The organism is Azospirillum sp., assembly GCF_035628975.1.
Lineage (GTDB): Bacteria > Pseudomonadota > Alphaproteobacteria > Azospirillales > Azospirillaceae > Azospirillum.
In genome coordinates this window covers 32,203-53,838 of record NZ_DASPIS010000031.1, presented here as the reverse complement: position 1 = coordinate 53,838, position 21,636 = coordinate 32,203, and the positions used below count along the sequence as shown (strand labels likewise).

18 protein-coding genes and 2 tRNA genes are annotated in these 21,636 nt (G+C 68.3%); 6 read left to right on the top strand and 14 right to left on the bottom strand.

Annotation, left to right across the window (positions count from 1 at the left end; all coding sequences use genetic code 11):
* The first annotated feature begins 306 nt into the window (after positions 1–306).
* Both VD964_RS06540 and VD964_RS06535 read left to right on the top strand, forming a co-directional pair.
* Entirely contained in the window at positions 307–1,506 is a 1,200-nt protein-coding gene (locus VD964_RS06540) for an extracellular solute-binding protein (protein WP_324866774.1), read from the top strand.
* Between the two features lie 148 nt (positions 1,507–1,654).
* Positions 1,655–2,722 (top strand): ABC transporter ATP-binding protein, encoded by a 1,068-nt coding sequence (locus VD964_RS06535; RefSeq protein ID WP_324866772.1) that lies wholly within the window; start codon positions 1,655–1,657, stop codon positions 2,720–2,722.
* A 244-nt stretch (positions 2,723–2,966) separates the two neighbouring features.
* Here the strand turns inward: VD964_RS06535 and VD964_RS06530 are convergent, their stop codons facing one another.
* From VD964_RS06530 to VD964_RS06515, 4 genes are all read right to left on the bottom strand, one after another.
* Positions 2,967–4,061, bottom strand: a complete 1,095-nt coding sequence (locus VD964_RS06530) for a Tim44 domain-containing protein (RefSeq protein ID WP_324866770.1) — start codon at positions 4,059–4,061, stop codon at positions 2,967–2,969.
* A 114-nt stretch (positions 4,062–4,175) separates the two neighbouring features.
* Positions 4,176–4,607, bottom strand: coding sequence for an RNA-binding S4 domain-containing protein (locus VD964_RS06525; protein ID WP_324866768.1), 432 nt, complete (start codon positions 4,605–4,607; stop codon positions 4,176–4,178).
* Positions 4,608–4,880: 273 nt separating this feature from the next.
* Entirely contained in the window at positions 4,881–7,418 is a 2,538-nt protein-coding gene (locus VD964_RS06520) for a helicase-related protein (RefSeq protein WP_324866766.1), read from the bottom strand.
* A 197-nt stretch (positions 7,419–7,615) separates the two neighbouring features.
* Entirely contained in the window at positions 7,616–8,242 is a 627-nt protein-coding gene (locus VD964_RS06515) for a Spy/CpxP family protein refolding chaperone (RefSeq protein WP_324866763.1), read from the bottom strand.
* A gap of 256 nt (positions 8,243–8,498) precedes the next feature.
* On the opposite strand from VD964_RS06515, the gene VD964_RS06510 reads away from it, so the two are divergent.
* Positions 8,499–9,242, top strand: coding sequence for a response regulator (locus VD964_RS06510; protein ID WP_324866761.1), 744 nt, complete (start codon positions 8,499–8,501; stop codon positions 9,240–9,242).
* On the top strand, positions 9,239–10,786 hold the full coding sequence (locus VD964_RS06505) for an ATP-binding protein (protein ID WP_324866759.1): 1,548 nt from the start codon (positions 9,239–9,241) through the stop codon (positions 10,784–10,786). Before VD964_RS06510 ends, VD964_RS06505 begins: the two co-directional genes overlap by 4 nt.
* A gap of 26 nt (positions 10,787–10,812) precedes the next feature.
* On the opposite strand, the gene VD964_RS06500 is transcribed toward VD964_RS06505, so the two are convergent.
* The 9 genes from VD964_RS06500 to VD964_RS06460 all read right to left on the bottom strand — a co-directional run bounded on the left by VD964_RS06500 (position 10,813) and on the right by VD964_RS06460 (position 18,122).
* Positions 10,813–11,739 carry a diguanylate cyclase gene (locus VD964_RS06500; RefSeq protein WP_310118876.1) on the bottom strand — a complete coding sequence of 309 codons (927 nt, stop codon included), beginning with the start codon at positions 11,737–11,739 and terminating at the stop codon, positions 10,813–10,815.
* Positions 11,740–11,855: 116 nt separating this feature from the next.
* Positions 11,856–13,388: a chromosomal replication initiator protein DnaA gene (gene dnaA / locus VD964_RS06495; RefSeq protein WP_324866754.1), complete on the bottom strand. Its 1,533-nt coding sequence runs from the start codon at positions 13,386–13,388 to the stop codon at positions 11,856–11,858.
* Positions 13,389–14,000: 612 nt separating this feature from the next.
* Entirely contained in the window at positions 14,001–14,261 is a 261-nt protein-coding gene (rpsT, locus tag VD964_RS06490) for a 30S ribosomal protein S20 (protein WP_044549314.1), read from the bottom strand.
* 195 nt (positions 14,262–14,456) lie between these two features.
* On the bottom strand, positions 14,457–15,233 hold the full coding sequence (locus tag VD964_RS06485; RefSeq protein ID WP_324866751.1) for an enoyl-CoA hydratase: 777 nt from the start codon (positions 15,231–15,233) through the stop codon (positions 14,457–14,459).
* A gap of 106 nt (positions 15,234–15,339) precedes the next feature.
* Positions 15,340–15,771, bottom strand: coding sequence for a hypothetical protein (locus VD964_RS06480; RefSeq protein ID WP_324866749.1), 432 nt, complete (start codon positions 15,769–15,771; stop codon positions 15,340–15,342).
* Positions 15,772–15,783: 12 nt separating this feature from the next.
* Positions 15,784–16,626 (bottom strand): bifunctional DNA-formamidopyrimidine glycosylase/DNA-(apurinic or apyrimidinic site) lyase, encoded by an 843-nt coding sequence (gene mutM, locus VD964_RS06475; RefSeq protein ID WP_324866747.1) that lies wholly within the window; start codon positions 16,624–16,626, stop codon positions 15,784–15,786.
* A gap of 78 nt (positions 16,627–16,704) precedes the next feature.
* The gene (pip, locus tag VD964_RS06470) at positions 16,705–17,655 is read right to left on the bottom strand and encodes a prolyl aminopeptidase (RefSeq protein ID WP_324866745.1); all 951 of its coding nucleotides are present in this window, start codon (positions 17,653–17,655) and stop codon (positions 16,705–16,707) included.
* A gap of 128 nt (positions 17,656–17,783) precedes the next feature.
* Positions 17,784–17,860 (bottom strand) — tRNA-Arg (locus tag VD964_RS06465).
* Between the two features lie 185 nt (positions 17,861–18,045).
* Positions 18,046–18,122: transfer RNA gene (locus tag VD964_RS06460), tRNA-Arg, on the bottom strand.
* A 231-nt stretch (positions 18,123–18,353) separates the two neighbouring features.
* Here VD964_RS06460 and gpt point away from each other — a divergent pair.
* Together gpt and VD964_RS06450 are read left to right on the top strand one after the other, a co-directional pair.
* Complete coding sequence (gene gpt, locus VD964_RS06455) at positions 18,354–18,848, top strand: xanthine phosphoribosyltransferase (protein WP_063636029.1); 495 nt, start codon at positions 18,354–18,356, stop codon at positions 18,846–18,848.
* 167 nt (positions 18,849–19,015) lie between these two features.
* Positions 19,016–20,668, top strand: coding sequence for a hypothetical protein (locus VD964_RS06450; protein ID WP_324866742.1), 1,653 nt, complete (start codon positions 19,016–19,018; stop codon positions 20,666–20,668).
* A 39-nt stretch (positions 20,669–20,707) separates the two neighbouring features.
* On the opposite strand, the gene VD964_RS06445 is transcribed toward VD964_RS06450, so the two are convergent.
* The gene (locus VD964_RS06445) at positions 20,708–21,532 is read right to left on the bottom strand and encodes an ABC transporter permease (protein ID WP_324866740.1); all 825 of its coding nucleotides are present in this window, start codon (positions 21,530–21,532) and stop codon (positions 20,708–20,710) included.
* Positions 21,533–21,636: the final 104 nt, after the last annotated feature.

The window sequence follows — 21,636 nt, the reverse complement described above, 5'->3', positions numbered from 1 at the left end:
CCACGCCCGCTTCGCCGAAAGACCGCTGGCGGGCGGGCGATTATTTGTCCCGCGACCGTGGCGAAAGAATGACGCTGTCCACAATTGCGGAGTAGCGCCCGGGAACGGCGGCTGAGACCGATATGACGGCTCTATGAAGTTTGTCGGGTGCCCGACTTCCGGCATGGACGGGGCGCTTTCGTCTCAGGCACACTTTGCGCCTTGAGCGGGGCCGCGCCGCCGGCCGAGACACCAACCCGTCTGAACGCCACCCCTTCAAACGCCACCCCTTCAAACGCCATGCAAGAGCCAGGGAGACCGGACGTCATGTCCAAGATCGAGAACACCCGGATCGATCACGCCAAGACCGAGTCCCAGCGGTCCAGCGCCGAGACGCAGCGCGCCGCCAAGAGCTTCACCCGCCGCCTGCTGCTGCAGAGCGCCGCGGCTGCGGCCGGCGTCGCCTCGGTCGGTCCCTTCGTGCTGCGCGAAGGACGTGCCGCGTCGGGATCGGTGAAGATCTTCTCCTGGGCCGGCTACATCAGCCCGGACATGCTGGCCGATTTCGAGAAGAAGACCGGCGTCAAGGCGACCCTGACCGAATACGGCACCAACGACGAGCTGCTGAACCAGTTGAAGGCCACCGGCGGCGCCGGCTTCGACATCATCCATCCCACCGTCGACCGCGTGCCGAACTATGTCGAGTTCGAGCTGGTGCAACCGCTCGACGAATCGAAGGTGAAGTGGGAGGGCTGCCTGAAGTCATCGGTCGAGGGTTCCGCCGGGATGGGCGGTGTCGTCGGGGCCAAGCGCTATTTCGCCCCGGCCGACTGGGGGACGGAGGCGCTGGCCTTCGACATGAAGAAGGCGCCGCTGGCCTACGGCACCGCCAGCTACGGCGACCTGTGGGCGCCGGCCAACGCCGGCAAGGTGACGGTGCGCGGCCATTCCTCGCTGATCGGCATCGCCCTGTGGCTGGAAAGCCAGGGCAAGCTGCCCCACCCCGTCCGCGACCAGTTCAAGGACGAGGCGAAGGCCCGCGCCAACTTCGACGCCATCCTGAAGGTGGCCGCCGCCAACAAGAAGTCGGTCGCCCAGTTCTGGACCAACGAGAACGAGGCCCAGGGCGCCTTCCGCACCAACGGCTGCGTCATCGGCCAGACCTGGGACAGCAGCGCGGTGGCGCTGCGCAAGGAAGGGCTGCCGATCCGCTTCGTGGCGCCGAAGGAGGGTGCGCTCGCCTGGATGGAGGGCTTCGCCATTCCGAAGAAGGCGGAGAACCTGGAGAACGCCTATGCCTGGATCAACTGGTTCTACACGCCCCAGGCCGGCGCGCTCTACACCAACCATTCCGGCATCGCCAGCACCTCGGTCGGCGCCGAGGCGCACCTGACCGACCTGAACAAGCAGTTCTTCGCCGACGCCTATCCGGGCGACGCGCTGCAGAAGCTGTGGTGGTGGCCGATCCAGGAGGCGTGGTACGTCTCCATCCGCAACGAGTACCAGGATCGCTTCCTGGCGGCATAACGTGCAGATCCCCTCTCCCCCCCGGGGAGAGGGTTAGGGTGAGGGGGACGCGCGGCAGGATTTCAACGAAGGTCCCGCGATGCTTCCCCCTCACCCCGACCCTCTCCCCGGGGGGGAGAGGGAGATAAGTCCGCATACAGCAGGGGCCATGAGCCAAGACGTCCAACTCGACCACGTCACCATGCGGTTCGGCGACACAGTCGCCGTCCGCGATGTGTCGCTGACCATCGGGGCCGGGGAGTTCTTCAGCTTCCTGGGGCCCTCCGGCTGCGGCAAGACCACCATCCTGCGCATGATCTCCGGCTTCATGGAGCCGACGGCGGGCGCCGTCCGCATCGGCGGCCGGGACATGAAGGGAATCGGGCCGAACAAGCGGCCGACCGCGCTGATCTTCCAGAACCTGGCCCTGTTCCCGCTGATGACGGTGGCCGACAACATCGGTTTCGGGCTGGAGGTGCGCGGCGTACCGACCGCCGACCGCAAGCGCCGAGTGCGGGAACTGCTGGAACTGGTGGCCCTGCCCGACACGGCGGACAAGCGGGTGACCGACCTGTCCGGCGGCCAGCGCCAGCGCATCGCCATCGCCCGCGCGCTGGCGGTGGAACCGGCGGTGCTGCTGCTGGACGAGCCTCTCTCCGCACTGGACCTCAAGCTGCGCCAGCACATGCGGGCGGAACTGCGTGACCTCCAGAAGCGCACCGGCGTCACCTTCATCTACATCACCCACGACCAGGGCGAGGCATTGACCATGTCCGACCGGATCGGCGTGATGTCGCGCGGCGTGCTGGAGCAGGTGGGCGACGGCAAGACCATCTACGACCATCCGCAGACCGCCTTCGTCGCATCCTTCGTCGGCGAGTCGAACCGCTTCTCCGGACAGGTCGCGGAGGCGGCAGAGGGCTGGGCGGTGCTGGACACCGCCTTCGGGCGTCTGCGCGGACGCAACCCGCGGGGACTGGCGGCGGGCGACCGCGCCACCCTGTTCGTCCGGCCGGAACGGCTGGCCCCGGAGCGTCTGGGGGCGGGCGAGAGCGACAACAGCCTGAGCGCCCGCGTCAGCCACAGCGACTTCGAGGGCGCCTTCGTCAACGCCTTCCTCGACGGCGGGCTGACCGTGCAGATGCCGCATCTGGGCCAGGAGCCGGCCTTCGTCCCCGGCGAGACGGTGCGGCTGGGCTTCCGGGCTACGGACGCGGTGGTGTTGCCGACGGGGTGAGATATGCCCTCTCCCATACCCCCCTCTCCCCCCCGGGGAGAGGGTCGGGGTGAGGGGGATGCACAGCGTGGCTCTGGTGGAAACCGGGGGGTACGCAATCCTTGAAGATCCTCGCCGCGCGCCCCCCTCACCCTAACCCTCTCCCCGGGGGGGAGAGGGGATATCTTCGCGGTTAAACAGCGCACAAACGAAAACGCCCCGGCCGATTGGCCGGGGCGTTTGGCATTCCTATAACCCGCAAGCCTTAGCTGGCCTGCTGGATCGCCGACAGCTGCCACTGACCGCCGCGCGGGCGGACGAAGGTCCACAGCTCCGTCGCTTCGGTCGGCTGCGAGGCATTGCCCTCCACCACGCGGCCGCTGGCGCGGTCGACAGTGGTGTCGATCAGCGAGAAGCGCATGGCGACGGTGGCGTATTCCTGCGCCCCTTCACGCCAGCCCTCGGCCAGATCGCCCTGCAGCAGGCGGACGTCGCTGACCTTGTTGACCACGCCCCGGTTGCGGTTCTCGGTCAGGTCGTCGGTGAAGTAGGCCAGCATCTCCGGCGTCGTGGCGGCGCGCAGGGCGTCCACATCCTCACGCCCGTAGGCGGTCTGGACGGTGACGAGCAGACGCTCGAACGACTCGAAGTCCGCGGGCTGGATGCCGATCTCGTCGGAAGCCTGACGGCGCTGGGCCGGGCCGGCATTGCCGCCGCCCATCGGGGTGCCACCGACCGGGTTGTAGCGGACGTCGGCCGCGTCGCGGTTCATCTGGCCGCCCTGCGGGCCGCCGGCATAGGCCGGGTTGCCGCCGCCCATCTGGTTGCCGAGCGGGCCGCCGGCCGGCGCGGTGTTCGCCGTTTGCGAGCGGCTGCGGAAGAAGCGGATGGCCAGACGGACCAGGAAGACGACCAGCAGGATCTGCAGGATGAAGCCCAGGATGCCGGCGAAGCTGCCGAGCCCCTCGAAGAAGCCGCCGCCGAACAGCATCGCGCCGATGCCGGCGCCGATCAGGCCGCCCATCAGGCCCGACATGAAGCCGCCGCCGAAGAAGCCGCGCGAGGGTGCCGCCGCCGGGGCGGTGGCCTGCGAGCCGGGGCGCTGCACGCCCGGAGCAGCCGCCGGGGCGGCGGAGCGCTCCATCGGCGAGACCGCGTTGGGCGCGGTGGAGGTGGCGGCCGGCGCCTCGGTCGTGCGGCTGCCGCGGCTGCCTGAGGAGCTGCTCTTGCCGGCGCGGGCGTCGGCGGTGCCGGCGGCCAGCGCCATCACCAGCGCAACCGCCACGGCGGTGGCGGCGCGGGCGCCGCGCATCTTGGTGGAGGTGGCGGAAAGGCTCGAAGGTCGGGTCTTCTCGCTCATGATCGTGCTCGCTTGTCGCATCTGGTCGGTTATCCAGCCTTCCCACATGGGGGTGGTGGCCGCCCCGTTTAAGAGGCGGTCTCACTTTTTTCCAGCAACAATCGGTGCCGCCGCTTAATCAGTCTCATTTTGCAGCGCACCATCCATCATCGGATCGCCCTTCAGGGCCTCGATCGCCCGCCGGTCGCGCTTGGTCGGGCGTCCGGCGCCGGGCTGCTGGAACGGCGCACGGTAGGGATCCTGCAGCCGCTCCTCCGGCACCGGCGGGGCGAGATCCTCGTACAGCGCCTGAGCCTCCGGCGCCGGTCCGCGGCGGCTGCCCAGCGCCACCACCTTGATGACGCGGATGTGCCGTCCCTGGGCGAAGGTCAGCACGTCGCCCGGCTTCACCGACGCATGCGCCTTGGTCACCACCGCCCCCGACAGCCGCACGCCCCCGTCGTTGCACAGCTTGGCGGCAAGGCTGCGCGTCTTGAAGAAGCGCGCGTACCAAAGCCACTTGTCGATCCGCAGCCGGCCGGGGGTGGAGTCGTCGGTGTCGGTCATCGTGCGCCCCCCGTCCAAGATCCCCTCTCCCCCCCGGGGAGAGGGTTAGGGTGAGGGGGACGCGTTGCAGAGATCTTCAAGAATCGCGCACCCCGGCCCTCCTGTGAAAATCCACGCTGTGCATCCCCCTCACCCCGACCCTCTCCCCGCTTTCGGCGGATCTTCGATCCGCCTGTCGCGTCAGCGCAAACGAAGTTTGCGCGTGAGCGGGGGGGAGAGGGGGAAAAGGCGCTGATCGATTGTGCGTTCATTCCACCCCCTTAGAAAACCGGTTCACATCCCCGACAGCTGCCGCAGCTTGGCAAACGGGTGGTCCTCGTTCGTCGGCTTTTCCCGCCGCTGCCGGTTCGCCTGCTGCTGGCGGGAGGGCCGCTTCCGCTTCCAGGTCACCGCCCCGTCCTCGGCCACCATCCGCACATAGCCGAGCCCGGTCAGCACCGCGCCCAGTTCCTCCGCCGACAGGCCGACGCGCTGGCCGAGCGCCACCTCGCGGATCGGGGTGTTCGACTTGGACGCCGTCAGCAGTTCCGTCTCCAGCCGGTCGAGCATGTCCACGCGCAACGCCCGGCCGCCGGCCAGCGGGTAGCCGATGGCTTCCCAGAAGGCGGGCGGCGCGCCGCCGTCCTTGACAGGCGGGGCTTCCACCGACACGCGGCCGGGCGGCGGGATCGGAACCGGCAAGGGATGGCCCTTCGACACCGCCCACAGCAGCCCGCGCAGGCTCACCGCTGCCGGCTTGGCGAGCGCCGTCAGATAGAGGTGGGACACGCCCAGCCGGACGCCCAGCTTGCCCAGCGCCTTGCGGTCCTCGCGCTCCAGCTGTTCGACCATGGCGGCGACGGGTGCGCGCGGCAGCACGCCCAGCCCTTCCACCAGCTGGAAAGCCACCCCGCGGCCCGGGCCGGACAGACCCTCCGCGACGGAGAGGGCGAACAGCGGTTTCAGCCGGGCGGCAATGTGGTCCTTCAGCCAGCGGTCCAGCCGGGCCCGCACGCGCTCGCGCTGGGCCTGGTCCAGCATGCCCTCGTCGAACGGCACCACCAGCGGCGCCAGCACCGACGGCCCGGCGGCCAGCCGCGCCACCGGCAGATCGTCGGCGCTCAGCACCCCGTCCGGCCCAAGGGTGAAAACGTCGTCGGGCTCGGCCTCGAAGGCGCGCAGGCGCTTGGCCAACTCGTCGCGCAGCGCCCGGCGGGCGGCGGTCAGCAGCGACTTCGCTTCGTCGGAGCGGTCGGGCGCGTCGGGGACGAAGCGGAAGCCCTCCAACCGCCCCACCACATGCCCCTCCACCACCACCTCGCCGTCGGCGCGCACGCCGCCCAGCAGCGAGCGGCCGTCCTTCAGCGTGCGAGCCAGCGTGGCGGAGCGGCGGTCGATAAAGCGCTGGGTCAGCCGTTCATGCAGGGCATCGGACAGCCGGTCCTCGATGGCGCGGGTGCGCTCCTGCCAGTGCAGCGGGTCCTTCAGCCATGTCGGCCGATTGGAGATGTAGGTCCAGGTGCGGATATGGGCGATGCGGGCGACCAGCGCGTCGATGTCGCCCTCGGTCCGGTCGAGCCGGGCGATCTGCTTCGCCACCCAATCGTCGTCCAGCCGGCGTAAGGGCGCGCGCAGGCTGCGAAAGATCTGGCCGAGCAGCTTGGTGTGGGCATCCGACAGCACCTTGCGGAAGTCGGGGACCTGACAGACCTCCCACAGCAGCTTCACGGCATCGCGACCGCGCGCGAGGTCCATGATGTCGGGATCGCGCACCAGCGCCTGCAGGGCCAGATGGTCGTCGGCCTCGCGCACGCGGGACAGTTCCTGGATCGGCGCCCGTTCCTCCAGCGATTTCAGCAGGAAGCCCGGCGTGTCGAAACGCAGGTCGCTGTTGCGCCAGGACAGCGCCTTGACCGTCTCGAACTCGTGGTTCTCGACGCGGGTGACCAGATCGGCGTCCAGCTCCCCCACCTCGTCGGTGGTGCCGAAGGTGCCGTCGCGCATGTGCCGCCCGGCACGGCCGGCGATCTGCGCCACCTCGGCGGGCCTGAGCCGGCGCGGGGCGAAGCCGTCGAACTTGACGATGCGGGCGAAGGCGACATGGTCGACGTCCATGTTCAGCCCCATGCCGATGGCGTCGGTCGCCACCAGATAATCGACCTCGCCCGCCTGATACAGCCCCACCTGCGCGTTGCGCGTGCGCGGGCTGAGCGCCCCCAGCACCACGGCGGTGCCGCCGCGCTGGCGCCGGATCATCTCGGCGATGGCATAGACGTCGGTGGCGGAAAAGGCGACGACGGCGGAGCGCGGCGGCAGGCGCGTCAGCTTCTTGTAGCCGGCATAGGTCAGCTGGGAGAAGCGCGGCCGGCTGATGAACTCCGCCTTCGGCACCAGCCGGCGGATCATCGGCTGCATCGAATCGGAGCCCAGCACCATCGTCTCGACCATGCCGCGGGCGTTCAGCAGCCGGTCGGTGAAGATGTGGCCGCGTTCCGGATCGGCGCAGAGCTGGATTTCGTCCACCGCCAGGAAATCGACGGCGCGGTCCAGCGGCATCGATTCGACGGTACAGACCCAATAGGACGGGTTGGGGGGCAGGATCTTCTCCTCCCCCGTCACCAGCGCGACCGCGTTCTTTCCCTTGATCGAGACGATGCGGTCGTAATTCTCCCGCGCCAGCAGGCGCAGGGGAAAGCCGATCATTCCGGACCGGTGACCGAGCATGCGCTCGATCGCCAGATAGGTCTTGCCGGTGTTGGTCGGCCCCAGCACGGCGACCACACGGCCCCCCCGCCCGAGACCGCCGCCCGCCGAAGCGTGAGAGGACGTCATGGTGTTAAGCTTTGGGGTGCGGAAGCCCGCAATGCAAGCGGCGGCTTGTCTTTATCGCCTTCTGCTATGCCGCAAGGAATCTCTATCTCCCCCAAACGACAAGGGCCGCCGAATGGGGGTTCGGCGGCCCTTAGTCTCACGGCGGCTGCGTTGGGGGGCTTGGGATCGCCGCCGGGAGCTTGTCCTTTCCTGTTACGTCAGTTCTTGGGCTGCTCCTGCGGAGCTTTTCCCGGACCGTTTCCGGGACCCATGCCGCCGGGACCCATGCCGTGGTGGCGCGGGCCGTCATGGTCGCCCCAGCCGCCATGATGGCCGCCCATGTGCTTGCCCATGTGACCGCCCATATGGCCGCCCGGGCCCTGGTTCAGCATGCGGTCGGCCTGCTTCTGCTGGTCGGGCGTCAGCTGGGCATAGAGGTCGGTCAGGGCCGGGCGGACGGTCTGGACCTGCTGCAGGTGGGCCTGCATCATCTGCTCGGCGCGTTCCAGGCGCTGCGGCAGGGCGGCGGGACGGGGGGCGTCCTTGAACTTCACGCACAGATCCTGCGTCGGCTTCAGGCTGGAGCGGGCGGCGTCGGCGAACTTGGTCCAGGCGGCGCGCTGCTGTTCGGTGATGTTCAGCTTCTTCTCCGCATAGGCCAGCTTGCCGGCCAGACGGGCCTCCTGGTCCTCGCACATGCGGGCGAAGTGGCGGTCGGGTCCACCGGCGCCGGGCCCCATGCCGGGGCTGGGACCACCCGGCTGCGGGCCACCCTGAGCGAAGACCGGAACGGCCACGCCGAGACCGGCGACCAGCAGGGCGGACGTCAGAAGGGCGCGTTTCATGGTGACAACTCCTCAGTGTTTGGACCGTGCATCACGGTGCTCTCTAAACCCCGGATGGAGGGGGCTTATTCCGTTGGGACGTTGCCGGCTGCATCGCCGCCGCTGTCCCGATGACCAGACAATGGGCGCCAAACGTTGCGGCCGAATGTCCGCAAACCCGCCATTTGGTAACAGAGTGTAACCGCCCGCCCTCCCGTAACCCGGCGTTACACATTTCCCCTTCACCCCCGACGCCCCTCGCCCGATCATGGGAGCCATGGACCGCACGCCCCACCTCCTCGTCGTCGACGACGACCGCGAAATCCGCTCTCTCGTCGCCCAGTTCCTGACCAAGCACGGCTTCCGGGTCACCGGGGTGCGGGACGGGGCGGAGATGATGCGCACGCTCGACGGCGCCCGCGTCGACCTGATCGTGCTGGACCTGATGCTGCCGGGGGAGGACGGTCTGTCGCTCTGCCGCCGCCTGCGCGCCGCGCCGCAGACGGCGCAGACCCCCGTCATCATGCTGACCGCCATGGGGGAGGAGACCGACCGCATCGTCGGGCTGGAGATGGGCGCCGACGATTATCTGGCGAAGCCGTTCAGCCCGCGCGAATTGCTGGCCCGCATCAAGGCGGTGCTGCGCCGCGTCTCCGCCCCGCCGGTGGCGGGCGCCCCGGCGGCGGCCGGCACGGTGTTGCGTTTCGAAGGCTGGTCGCTGGATCTCACCAAGCGGGAGCTGCGGTCGCCCGACGGCGTGCTGGTCCAGCTGTCGGCCGGCGAATACGACCTGCTGGTCGCCTTCGTCGAGCATCCGCAGCGGGTGCTGACCCGCGACCAGCTTCTGGATCTGGCGCGCGGCCGCTCGGCGGTTCCCTTCGACCGCTCCGTCGACGTGCAGGTCAGCCGCCTGCGCCGCAAGATCGAACCCGACCCGGCCGAACCGACCCTGATCAAGACGGTGCGCGGCGGCGGCTATCTCTTCACTCCGTCGGTGACCAGCGGCAGCGTGTCGTCATGACGGCCCGGCCGGACGACATTGCCGGAAAGCCCAAGGCGCCGCATCGCCCATCGGTCCGCCGACGCGCCTTCCGCCGCCTGGGCCTCCGCTTTCCCGACAGCCTCGCCGCGCGCATCGCGCTGACGGTGGTGCTGGCGCTGCTGCTGACCCAGGCGATCAGCGCGCTGGTCTATCTGACCGACCGCAGCGAGGGACCGCCGATCCATGGGCCGAACGTGCTGGTCCAGCGCATCACCGCCATCGTCCAGCTGGTGGAAAGCACCCCGCCGCCGGGCCGCGAGAGGGTGGTGCGCGCCATCGACGATCCGGTCCTGCGTGTGGAATGGCGCGCCGACCGCCCGCCCCCGCTGCCGGCGGAGAGCTATTCCAGCGGCCGGTTCGACGGGCTGAAGCGCCGGCTGCGCGAATCGCTGGACACGCCCGACCGCAACATCCTGGTCGAGGTCCAGCGCCCGCCCCGTGAAGGGGGCCGTGACGACGACCACCATCACCCGCCTTTCATGGGAGGCGACGACAACCGGCGCTGGGGTCCGCATGTCCGGCTGTCGGTGCGGCTCGGCGACGGGTCCTGGCTGAGCTTCACCGGCGGCGATCCGCTGGCCGGCCCCTTCGGCATCGTCCGCTTCCTGTTCTGGATGGGAGCGGTGGTGGCGGTGATCCTGCTGGTCTCGCTGCTGGCCGCCCGCCGGGTGACGGCACCGCTCGCCGGATTCGCCGCCGCCGCCGAACGGCTCAGCGTCGACGGCGAGGCCCAGCCCCTGCCCGAGGAAGGCCCGCGCGAGCTGCGCGCCGCCACCCGCGCCTTCAACCGGATGCAGGCGCGGCTCGCCCGCTTCGTCGCCGACCGCACCCAGATGCTGGCGGCGATCAGCCACGACCTGCGCACGCCGATCACCCGCCTGCGCCTGCGCGCCGAGCTGGTCGACGACCCGGAGATGCAGCGGCGGATGCTGGCCGACCTGGACGAGATGGAAGCGATGATCTCCGCCACGCTGGCCTTCGCCCGCGACGATGCCCAGCGCGAGCCGCGCGTCCGCTTCGACCTTGCCGACCTGCTGCAGAGCCTGTGCGACGACCGCGTCGATGCCGGCCACCGCGCCGTATATGAAGGTCCCGCCCATGTGGTGGCGGAAGGCCGCCCGGTGGCGTTGCGCCGAGCCTTCGCCAACCTGATGGACAACGCGATCAAGTACGGCGGCGGCTTCACCGTTCGGCTGGCGGAGGGGGCGGGCATGGACGGGCAGTCCGGCGGTTCGGCAGGCGGTCAGGGCCGCCAAGCCCTGATCCACATCGACGATGACGGTCCCGGCATCCCGGAGGCGGAGTTCGAGAAGGTCTTCGCCCCCTTCTATCGGCTGGAACGCTCGCGCTCGCGCGATACCGGCGGCGTCGGGCTGGGCCTGTCCACCGCCCGCAGCATCATCCGCGGCCATGGCGGCGACGTGACCCTGTCCAACCGCGACGGCGGCGGCGGGATTGGGGGTGGGAGCGGGGGCGGCGGGAGTTCGAGCGGCCTGCGCGCGACGGTGACCCTGCCGCTCTGAGCCCGGCCGCTCTGAACCCGGCCGCCTCACATCACGTAAAAGCGCGCCTTGACCGTCACCCCTTCCGCCCCGCGCAGGACGGTGCGGTTGCGGCCGCTGCGCTTGGCGAAGTAGAGCGCCTCGTCGGCCTGGGTCATCAGGTCGTTGACCGAGTCGGTGTCCTGAACCAGGCACATGCCGATGCTGACGGTGAAGGCGAAGCTGGCCCCGGTCCCGGTTTCCACCATGAGTTCGGCGGTGGAGCGGCGGATCGCCTCGACCCGCGCAAGCGCCGTCTCCAGGTCGCCGGCAGGCAGGCACAGGCAGAACTCCTCCCCGCCCAACCGACCGAGGAAGCCGCCGTCCGGTACCTGGGCGGCGCAATGGTCGGCGAAGCGCTTCAGCGCGAGGTCGCCGTTGGTGTGGCCGTGGGTGTCGTTGATCGTCTTGAAATGGTCGATGTCGAACATGGCGACCGCCAGCGCGGTCCCGTCCTCCTTCGCGGCGCGATAGGACTGCTCCAGCCGCTCCATGAAGTAGCGGCGGTTCAGGACACCGGTCAGGTAATCGGTGTGCAGCATCTCCACCATCACCCGGTGCATGCGGGTGATGCGCTCGCCGGCCCGCACGCGGGCACGCAGCATCGACAGGTCGATGGGTTTCGCCAGGAACTCGTCGGCGCCGGAATCGAAAGCCTCGATCCGCCGGGCGGTCTCGGTGTCGCCGGTCATCAGGATGGTGAAGGTGCGGTGCTGGTCGTCCTCGGCCCGGACGTGCCAGCACAGTTCCAGCCCCGTCATCACCGGCATTTCAAGGTCGGTGATCAGGATATGGATGTCGTGGCTGCGGTAGATCGACAGCGCCTGCGCCCCATCCTCGGCCAGCAGCACCCGGTAGCCGTTGCTTTCCAGATCCGCACGAATCTGTTCGCGGAAGTATTCGGAATCGTCAGCGACGAGAATATTTGTTTCCACCGCAACACCCATGCCGTCCGCAAAGAATCCGTGCGGGCGGACCTTAGCAAACTTCCCGACGCGATGGGATGGTGGCGTGGCGACACGCCGCGGTTGATCATCGGATCAAGCGATCTTCAGCTTTCGAGCATCCGGCGCAGCAGTTCCACGTCTTCGGCGAAGGACGGGTCGGTGGCGCGCAATTCGTCCACCTTCTTGACCGCGTGCATGACCGTGGTGTGGTCGCGGCCGCCGAACTTGCGGCCGATCTCCGGCAGGGAGCGGGCGGTCAGCTGCTTGGCCAGATACATGGCGATCTGGCGCGGGCGGGCCACCGCGCGGGCGCGGCGGGCGGAATGCATGTCGGCGACGCGGATGTTGTAATGCTCCGCCACCCGCTTCTGGATTTCGTCGATGGTGACGCGGCGGTCGTTGGCGCGCAGCAGGTCGTGCAGCACCTCCTGCGTCGTCTCCAGCGAGATGGAGCGGCCGACCAGCTCGGCATGGGCGACGATGCGGTTCAGCGCCCCTTCCAGTTCGCGCACATTGGACGTGATCTTGTGGGCCAGGAATTCCAGCACCTTCATCGGAATGCTGGCCTGGAGCGCGTCGGCCTTGGCCTGGAGGATGCCCAGCCGCAGTTCGTAGGTGGTCGGGTGGATGTCGGCGACCAGCCCCCAACCCAGGCGCGATCGCAGCCGCTCCTCCATGCCTTCCAGGTCGGACGGGCTCTTGTCGGCGGAGATGATGACCTGCCGGTTCTGGTCGACCAGCGCGTTGAAGGTGTGGAAGAACTCCTCCTGCGTGGAATCCTTGCCGCTGATGAACTGCACGTCGTCGATCATCAGCACGTCGACCGAGCGGAACTGCTGCTTGAAGGCCATCGTGTCCTTGAAGCGCAGCGCCCGGATGAACTGGTACATGAACTTCTCGGCCGACAGGTACAGCACCTTGCGGTTCGGGTCGTTCTTGCGGATCTGCCAGGCCAGCGCGTGCATCAGGTGGGTCTTGCCCAAGCCGACCCCGCCATAGAGGAACAGCGGGTTGAAGGTCACGGTGGTGGCGTCGGCGACGCGCCGGGCGGCGGCATGGGCCAGCTCGTTCGGCTTGCCGACGACGAAATTCTCGAAGGTGAAGCGGGGGTCGAGGGCGGCGGACAGGTCGGACCGGTCCTCCAGAATCGCCGGGATGGCGTTCGGCGACTCGTCCGACGCCCCGCCATAGGAAGCGGAGGTGTAGACCGTCGACGGCGCCGGTTCCGCGGAGAAGCCGAAATCGGACGGGCGCGGGGGCGGTGCCGGACGGGGCGCCGGGCGCGACTCGGCGGAACGGGACTCCGCGGCACGGGGTGCCGGAGCGGGGCGGTCGTCGTCGATGTCGTCATTGTCGGCGACCAGCGCCGCCGGCGGGTTGGTGGAGGCGACGATGACGTCGATCGACTGGACTTCCGGATTCTCGCCGGACCAGAGGGCGCGGATGCGGTCGGCATAGTGGGTCAGCACCCAATCGCGCATGAAGCGCGTGGGCACGACGATGCACACCTCGCCGCCGACAAGGCTGGCGACGGACAGCGGCTGAAGCCAGCTCCGGTAGGCGATCTCGCCGACCTCTTCCTTCAGGCGTCCGCGAATGCGCGCCCACTGCTGATCCAACGACACGCCGACCGACATGCTCCCTTACTCCCGCTCCTTCCCCCCGGCCAGCCCCCACCGCCGAGGCGGCGCGGGATCGACCCCGCGACCGGAACCGCCGTTCACCGGTGCCGAACACACCGATGGTGTGCCCGCGGACTGGTGCCCCGGCCGCCCGCCTGGTCCCGCCCGGACGCATCCAGGCAGGGTTGACCCCGAACGGAACATTATAACCAAAACGCACACGCATGAGTCGACGGGATTGTAAATCCCGCCCCAAGCGCGACAGCTTGTAAGTAAAAGAAGATCGTGCGATCGACCGGGACTCAACAAGCCCTGATCCGGCGTAAGACCTTCAGTATTTCACTTCTGTGTTCGGCCGGCCACAGAGTGTTGCATCACCCCATTTCGCCCCGCCGAATTGGAGCAAAAGTCTAACCATACCAACGAAATCTGGCAATGGGACAGATGGCGAACGGCCTAAAAAGATAAAAACCTTCGCTCTGACCACAAGGCCGATCCCGAATCTCATAAGCGCGCCTAACAACAATCTAAGACAATTGTCGAGTACTCATACATTTACTTTAAACGCAAAAAGCCGCGCCCCGAGTCACGGGCGCGGCTTTTTGAAACCAGCGGATGAAAGCTCTATCAGAGAGCCTTGATCGCAGCCGACAGACGCGACAGCTTGCGCGACACGGTGTTCTTGTGCAGCACGCCCTTCGAGACGCCACGCATCAGCTCCGGCTGAGCGGACTTGAACGCGTCGGCGGCGGCGGACTTGTCGCCGCTCTGGATCGCGCCCTCGACCTTCTTCACGAAGGAACGGATACGGCTGATGCGGGCACGGTTGACTTCCGTGCGACGCTCGGTCTGACGAATGCGCTTTTCAGCGGACTTATGATTGGCCATGGAAACCCTACTCCGAACGACACGGCTGTCGTGATGCGAGCGCGCCTTATACGCGGCAGCGCACCTCGAGTCAAGGCGTGGACGCCCGATGATTTTGACTAATCGTACGCGGACGACATCTTGATGGGATCTGGTCCATCCCCCGCAAGATGCAGGGGACGGCCCAGGCGGCAGAGTCAACGCAGGTGCAGCGACTCAGCGGTTCTTCCAGCCGGGCTGGCGCTTCTCGGCGAAGGCGGCCATGCCTTCCTTCTGGTCTTCGGTGGCGAAGGTCGAATGGAACAGGCGGCGCTCGAAACGAATGCCTTCGGCCAGCGTCGACTCATAGGCGACGTTGACCGCCTCCTTCGCCATGGCGATGACCGGCTGCGACAGCGAGGCGATCTTGGTGGCGACCTTCACCGCCTCCTCCACCAGCTCGGCGGCCGGGACGATGCGGGAGACGAGGCCGCAGCGCTCGGCCTCGGCGGCGTCGATCATGCGGCCGGTCAGGACCATTTCCATCGCCTTGGACTTGCCGACGAAGCGGGTCAGGCGCTGGGTGCCGCCGGCGCCGGGGATGGTGCCGATGGTGACCTCCGGCTGGCCGAACTTGGCGGTGTCGGCCGCCAGGATGAAGTCCGCCATCATCGCCAGCTCGCAGCCGCCGCCGAGAGCGAAGCCGGCCACCGCGGCGATGGTCGGCTTGCGGCACTTGGCCAGCCGCTCCCACTTCGCGGTGATGAAGTTGGAATTGTAGACATCCATATAAGAGAAGCCGGCCATCTCCTTGATGTCGGCGCCGGCGGCGAAGGCGCGCTCCGACCCGGTCACGACGATGGCGCCGATGGCTTGATCGGCCTCGAAATCGTCCAGGGCCTGACCCAGCTCGGTCACCAGTTGGTCGCACAGCGCGTTCAGCGCCTTCGGACGGTTGAGCGTGATCAGGCCGACCGGGCCGCGGGTCTCGACGAGGATGGTTTCATAGGACATGGCTGCAGCACTCTCCCGATGGGGCGAGCCCGGTTGCTTCCGGGACTCGTGGTTGTGTAGGGGCGTCTGTTGAGGACCCGCGCGAGTATGGCGGGTGTTCCCGCCGTCAGCGCGGCGTCAAAGTGAAGCGGACGGCGGTCGTGGCCTTCGGTTTGGCCTGTTGGGGGAATTCCAGCCGCAGTTCCTCGCCCTCGCGGACGAAGACGCGGTCGGACGCCCGGCGCCAGCCCAGCTGCGGCAGGGTCTGGTCGTAGAAGGCCAGCACCGCCTGGCGCGGCACCTCCCCCGACAGCACCGCCTGGATGATCCGTCCGCCCGGCTTGTCGAAGACCAGAGGCTCCGATTCGGCGGTCGCCAGCCCGGGCATCACCGGAACGTCGGTGAAGCCGGGGACGAACGGCCCGGAGTCGGCAGCGACCGGTTGGGCGGCGAATGCCGGAGGAATGGGAATAAGGAAGCTCCCCAGGCCCGCGACCGCGGGGCCGGCAAGGAGAAAAGCGGCGGACGCCGCCCGGAGCATGGCCGGTAGAGCCGTCATGCCCCAGCTATATCACCGTTGGCGCGCCGCACAAAAGAAAGTCGAGCGGCCTGACTGTACAATCCGCTGAACGCCCCCCGTCCGGGAGCGGTCGCAGTCGCAATCGGGGCAGCCCTCCCCCTCCCGATCGTAGACGGCGAACTGGTGCTGGAAATAGCCCAGTTCCCCCGACGCCTGCCTGTAGTCGCGCAAGGAGGAGCCGCCGGCGGCGATGGCGCGCTCCAGCACCTCGCGCACCGCGGTGGCGAGACGGTCGACCTCCTCGGGCTTGAGGCTGGCGGCGGTCCGGGTGGGCAGGATGCCGGACTGATACAGCGCCTCCGACACATAGATGTTGCCGAGGCCGGCGACGACGCTCTGGTCCAGCAGGGCGGCCTTGATCGGCGTCATCCTGCCGGCCAGACGGCGGGCGAGTTCGGGGCCGGAGAATTCATTGCCCAGCGGCTCCGGTCCCAGGTTGCGCAGCATCGGATGGTCGCCCAGCGCGTCCGCCACCGTCAGGTCCATCAGGCCGAAGCGGCGGGCGTCGTTGAAGGTGACGATCGTGCCGGCGTCGGTCTCGAACACCACATGGTCGTGCTTGTCGAAGGAATCGGGGCGTTCCGGCGCGATGATCATGCGGCCGGACATGCCGAGATGGGCGATCAGCACGCCGCCGTCATCCAGATGCATCAGGATGTATTTGGCCCGCCGCCGCACCGACTCGACGCGCCGGCCGGTCAGCCGCTCGCAGAAGCGCGGCGGAAAAGGGGTGCGCAGGTTCGGCCGCCGCTGCTCCACACGGACCAGCCGCCGGCCTTCGAGATGCGGGGCGAGGCCCCGGCACACCGTCTCGACTTCGGGAAGTTCAGGCATCGGCAGAGTGTGGGGTGGGTGGCGGATGGGTGCAAGGGCGGTTGTCGAAGCCCTCTCCCGCCCCGGGAGAGGGAGATCTCACCGGTATTCCTTGAAGCGCTCCGTCGCCTGGATCAGCGCGGCGCGGATGCCGGGTTCCATGGCGGAGTGGCCGGCGTCGGGAACGATGCGGTAGTCGGCTTCGGGCCAGGCGCGGTGCAGCGCGTCGGCGGAGATCACCGGGCAGACGATGTCGTAGCGACCCTGGACGATCACCCCCGGAAGATGGCGGATGCGCGATACGTCGCGCAGCAGCCTGTCCTCCGGCGTGAAGCGGTTGGAGCGGAAGTAATGCGCCTCGATCCGCGCCAGCCCCAGGGCGTGGCGGTCCTCGCCGCTGGCGGCGATCAGGTCCGGCGACGGCAACAGGGAAGAGCAGCTGCCTTCATAGATGCTCCACACCCGGGCCGCGGCCATGCGCACCATCGGGTCGGGCGAGTCGAGCCGCTTCCAATAGGCCTCCAGCAGGTCGCCGCGCTCGTCTTCCGGAATATGGCCGGCGAAGGCGGCCCAAGCCTCCGGAAAGAGGACGCGCATGGAATAGAGGAACCAGTCGATCTCGCTCTTCCGCATCAGGAAGATGCCGCGCAGGATCAGGCCCAGGCAGCGCTCCGGATGGGTTTCGGCATAGGCCAGCGCCAGCGTCGAGCCCCAGGAGCCGCCGAACAGGTGCCAGCGTTCGATCCCCAGGTGCCGGCGCAGCGTCTCGATGTCCTCGACCAGCCTCTCTGTGGTGTTCTCCCGCGTTTCGCCCAAGGGCGTGGAGCGGCCGGCCCCCCGCTGGTCCATCACGACGATGCGGTAATGGGCGGGATCGAAGAAGCGGCGGTGGGTGGGCGAGGCCCCGGCCCCCGGCCCGCCATGCAGGAACATCACCGGCACGCCGCGCGGATTGCCCGCCTGCTCCCAATAGACCGTATGGATCCCGTCGACGGCGAGCGTGCCGGTCTGGAACGGGTCGATGGGCGGATAGAAGTCGCTGCGGGGCATGGCCATGCATCCAGTGGTGCGGGCCACAAGTGTAAAGGAGCCACCGGGGCTCGCGCCAGAGCGACGAAGTCGTGAAACGACAAAGGCCGCCCGGAGGCGGCCTTGCATGTCGAAGTCATGGAGGAGGATGGCGCGCCCGAAGAGATTCGAACTCCTGACCCTCAGATTCGTAGTCTGATGCTCTATCCAGCTGAGCTACGGGCGCCTTATCCACCAAACGTCTCGCCGTCGAAGTGTCCCCCGGCGTCGAGGCGCGCAACCTACTCAAATCCGTCATCGAAGGCAAGAGCTTTTCACGAAGAAAAACGCGAAGCTTTCTTGCGGATTTCGACGGTGTCCCAGACGACAAAGGCCACCGCGGAGGTGGCCTGTATTGTCGAACGGGAAGGATGGCGCGCCCGAAGAGATTCGAACTCCTGACCCTCAGATTCGTAGTCTGATGCTCTATCCAGCTGAGCTACGGGCGCCTTATCCACCGTCTGTCCCGGCGTCGGCGGCAGGCCGTCGGCGTCGAGGCGCGCAACATACTCAAACACCCCCTGCCCCGCAAGCGCTTTTTTCACGAATTTTCGCCTGCCTTCCAACGTCCCTGCGACGCCCCTGCGACGGTCAGTCCACCGCGTACGAATCACCCCCGATTGCCGGGCGGCGGCGGCTGGGTTATACAGTCCACTTGCTGTTTTTGGAGAGTCAGTACCGTGGCCGAAGCCCCCTTCAACAAGCATTTCCCGGTGTCCTGGGAAGAGCTCCACCGCAACGCCAAGGCGCTGGCCTGGCGCCTGATCGACCGTGGCCCGTGGAAGGGCATCATCGCGATCACGCGCGGCGGCATGGTTCCTGCGGCGATCATCGCGCGCGAGCTCGAGATCCGCATGATCGACACCGTCTGCGTCTCCAGCTACGACCACCAGCAGCAGCGCAATGCGACGGTGCTGAAGGGTGTCGAGGGCGCCAATGCCGGCGACGGCGAGGGCTGGCTGATCATCGACGACCTGGTCGACACCGGCAAGACGGCGGAAGTCGTGCGCAAGATGCTGCCCAAGGCGCATTTCGCCACCGTCTACGCCAAGCCGGCCGGCCGGCCGCTGGTCGACACCTTCATCACCGAAGTCAGCCAGGACACCTGGATCCACTTCCCCTGGGACATCGAGCTGCAGTTCTCGCAGCCGATCGCCAAGCTGCGGAACAGCTGACGGCCAACCACCGGCACGGCTCCCCGCGGCATGCGGGGGCCATGCCGGTGCGCCGGTTCGCGCGTTCCGGCTCATTACATAAAAATTTACCGTTTGCGTCCTAAATGGCGCGCGGCGGAGCGTCTGCGCCCGCCATCGCCTTACCAACATCGCGTGGCGGCCCGCGCATGACCGACGATTCGACCGGCGATATACGCCCGGATGAACTGCACCAGGACGAGTTGCGGCAGAAGATCGACGCGCTGGTGGCACGGCTGCCGGCAAGCCTCGTCTACAGCCTGCTGAGCGAGATCGAGGGCATGGACAGCGAGCCGACCGACCGGGTCCAGCTCGTCCGCCAATATGTCATCGAGTATCTGAACCGCCAGCGCACCAACCGTGCCCGGCGCCTGTTCACCAACCTGTTCGAAGCCTTCCTGATCGACGACGACGTGCTGTACCACGCCGGCCTGTCCATCCCCGGCATGCTTCAGCGGGTCGATGTCGGCGCCCTGTGGGAGGCGCTGAGCCGCGACGCCTTCCCGCTGCTGGCGGTGGAGGCGCAGGAGACGCTGGACGAGATGGCGCGCGGCGACGTGATCGACCGCATCCTGCGCTCCCCCGTCGCCATGGTGATGAAGGAGCGGATGCGCGTCGCCGCGGTGAAGCATCTGGACGCCGTGCTGGCGAACAAGAAGGCAACGGACGAACTGCTGGGCGGCCTGTCGCGCAATCGGCCGCGCCGCACCCGGCTGATGTCGGGATTTCTGGAAAAGACGCCGGCCATCGACATCGGCACGCTGCGGCTGATGCATCTGGTTCTGGCCAATGCCGAAGGACCGGTGAAGCCGGTTGCCGACCGGCTGGAGGATTTTCCGGCCTCGTGCGGCGGCGAGGCGGAGGCGAACCGGCTGGCCGACCTGCTTCAGGACGCGACGGAGCAGCTGCGCGACCGCTGCGGCGACGATCTGGCCAACCTGCTGCCGCTGTCGGTCCTGACGGTGAAGCGCAATTATCCGGTCGCGGCGCTCTATATCCGGCAGAGCGGCGTCGATCCCGGCCGCGGCGATGCCTTGACCGCGGCGCTGACCGGCCATTTCGTCGGCGTCACCCGCGCGCTGACCGCGGCGCTGACCGTCATCCTCAAGCTGAACGACCGGGTTCCCGGCTCCGCCATCCGGCCCAGCGCCAAGGAAAAGGCGCGGCTGGAGGCACTGGTGCAGCGGCTCGATCAACTGGTCCATGCCGCCACCTCCGCCGGATTGATGGAGGACCGCCGCAGCGAGCCGGCCTTCCGCAACGCCTGGACCCAGGCGGCCAAGATCATCGGAGCGCGGGTGGCAGCGGTGGCGATGGAACGCTCCGCCCAGGCCGCCGCCGCCCGGCGCCAGCCGGTCATCGACCATGGCGACGTGGTGTGGCTCGACCGGCTGCTGTGGCGCTGGCAGGCGATGTCGCGCGACTTCGGGTTCGAGACCTACGATCTGGTGAAGTGGCGCGAAAACCTGCTGGAGGAGCTGCGCGCCAACGTCGAGAAGGCGATGAAGTTCGAGGATGCCGACCCGCTCGACGAACGGATGGAGCATCTTCTGCGCATCAACGCCATCGCCGGGGTGTTCGGCCAGCGCGTCAGCGCCTGGATCCCCACCTTCAGCCACAACATGACCCGCCTGCTGTCGCACCGGCTGGAGCGCGGCGGGGTGTTGGGCGCGGAAGAGCAGGCGATCATCGACGACCTCGTCGCCACGGCGCGCACCGAAGTCGGCAAGTCGCGCTACTGGAAGAGCAACGAGCTGATGGACCTGATCGAGCTGTCGGAACGGACGCGGCCGGTGGGGTGAGCGGGGTCAGTATTCCTTGCGACGTTAGACCCCCACCGACTACATCACTCCCGAAGACCGGTGCCGTGGGTCGAGCCAGTCGCGCAACCCATCCCCCAGCATCGTCAGCCCCATCACGCAGAGCGCGATCGCGACACCGGGGAACACCGCCTGCAGGGGTGCGGTGAACAGATAGGTCTGGGCGTCGCCCAGCATCTTGCCCCAACTGGGGCTGGGCGGCTGGATGCCGAGGCCGAGGTAGCTCAGCGCCGCCTCGTTGACGATGGCGACGGCGAACAGGACGGTGGCCTGGACCACGATGATGCCGGCGATGTTGGGCAGCACATGCACCAGCGTCACCGACAGCGGTCCCCGCCCCAGCGCCAGCGCCGCACCGACGAAGGGCCGCCGCCACGCCGCCAGCGCCGCACCGCGGGTGACGCGGGCCAGCACAGCGGCGTTGAACAGAGCCAGCGCCACCACCACGTTGATCGCCCCGGCACCCAGCGCCGCGGTCAGCAGGATCGCCGTCAGCACGGCCGGGAAGGCGAAGACCAGATCGCCCAGCCGCGCCACCACCTCGTCCCCCCAGCGCCCCAGCCCGGCAGCCAGCAGCCCGAGCGGCACCCCGCCCAGCAGCCCCAACCCGACCGCCGCCGCCCCCACCGCCAGCGAGTTGCGGGCGCCGACCATGATCATCGACAGCACGTCACGCCCGAAATGGTCTGTGCCCAGCCAGTGGGCGGCGCTGGGCGGCTTCAGCCGGGCGATCACGCGCACCTGCTCCGCCGGGTAGGGCGTCCACAGCAGCGACAGCAGCGCCATGGCGACCAGCAGCAGCGTCAGGACGGCGCCGAGATGGAGGGAGAGGGGAAGGCGCCTCATGCTGAGTGCCATCGGCGATGCCCCCTTGAACCTATCTGCCCCCTCCCCAACCCTCCCCCGCTTCGCGGGAGAGGGAGCTTAGCGCGAGAGCGGCGGAGTTCCCT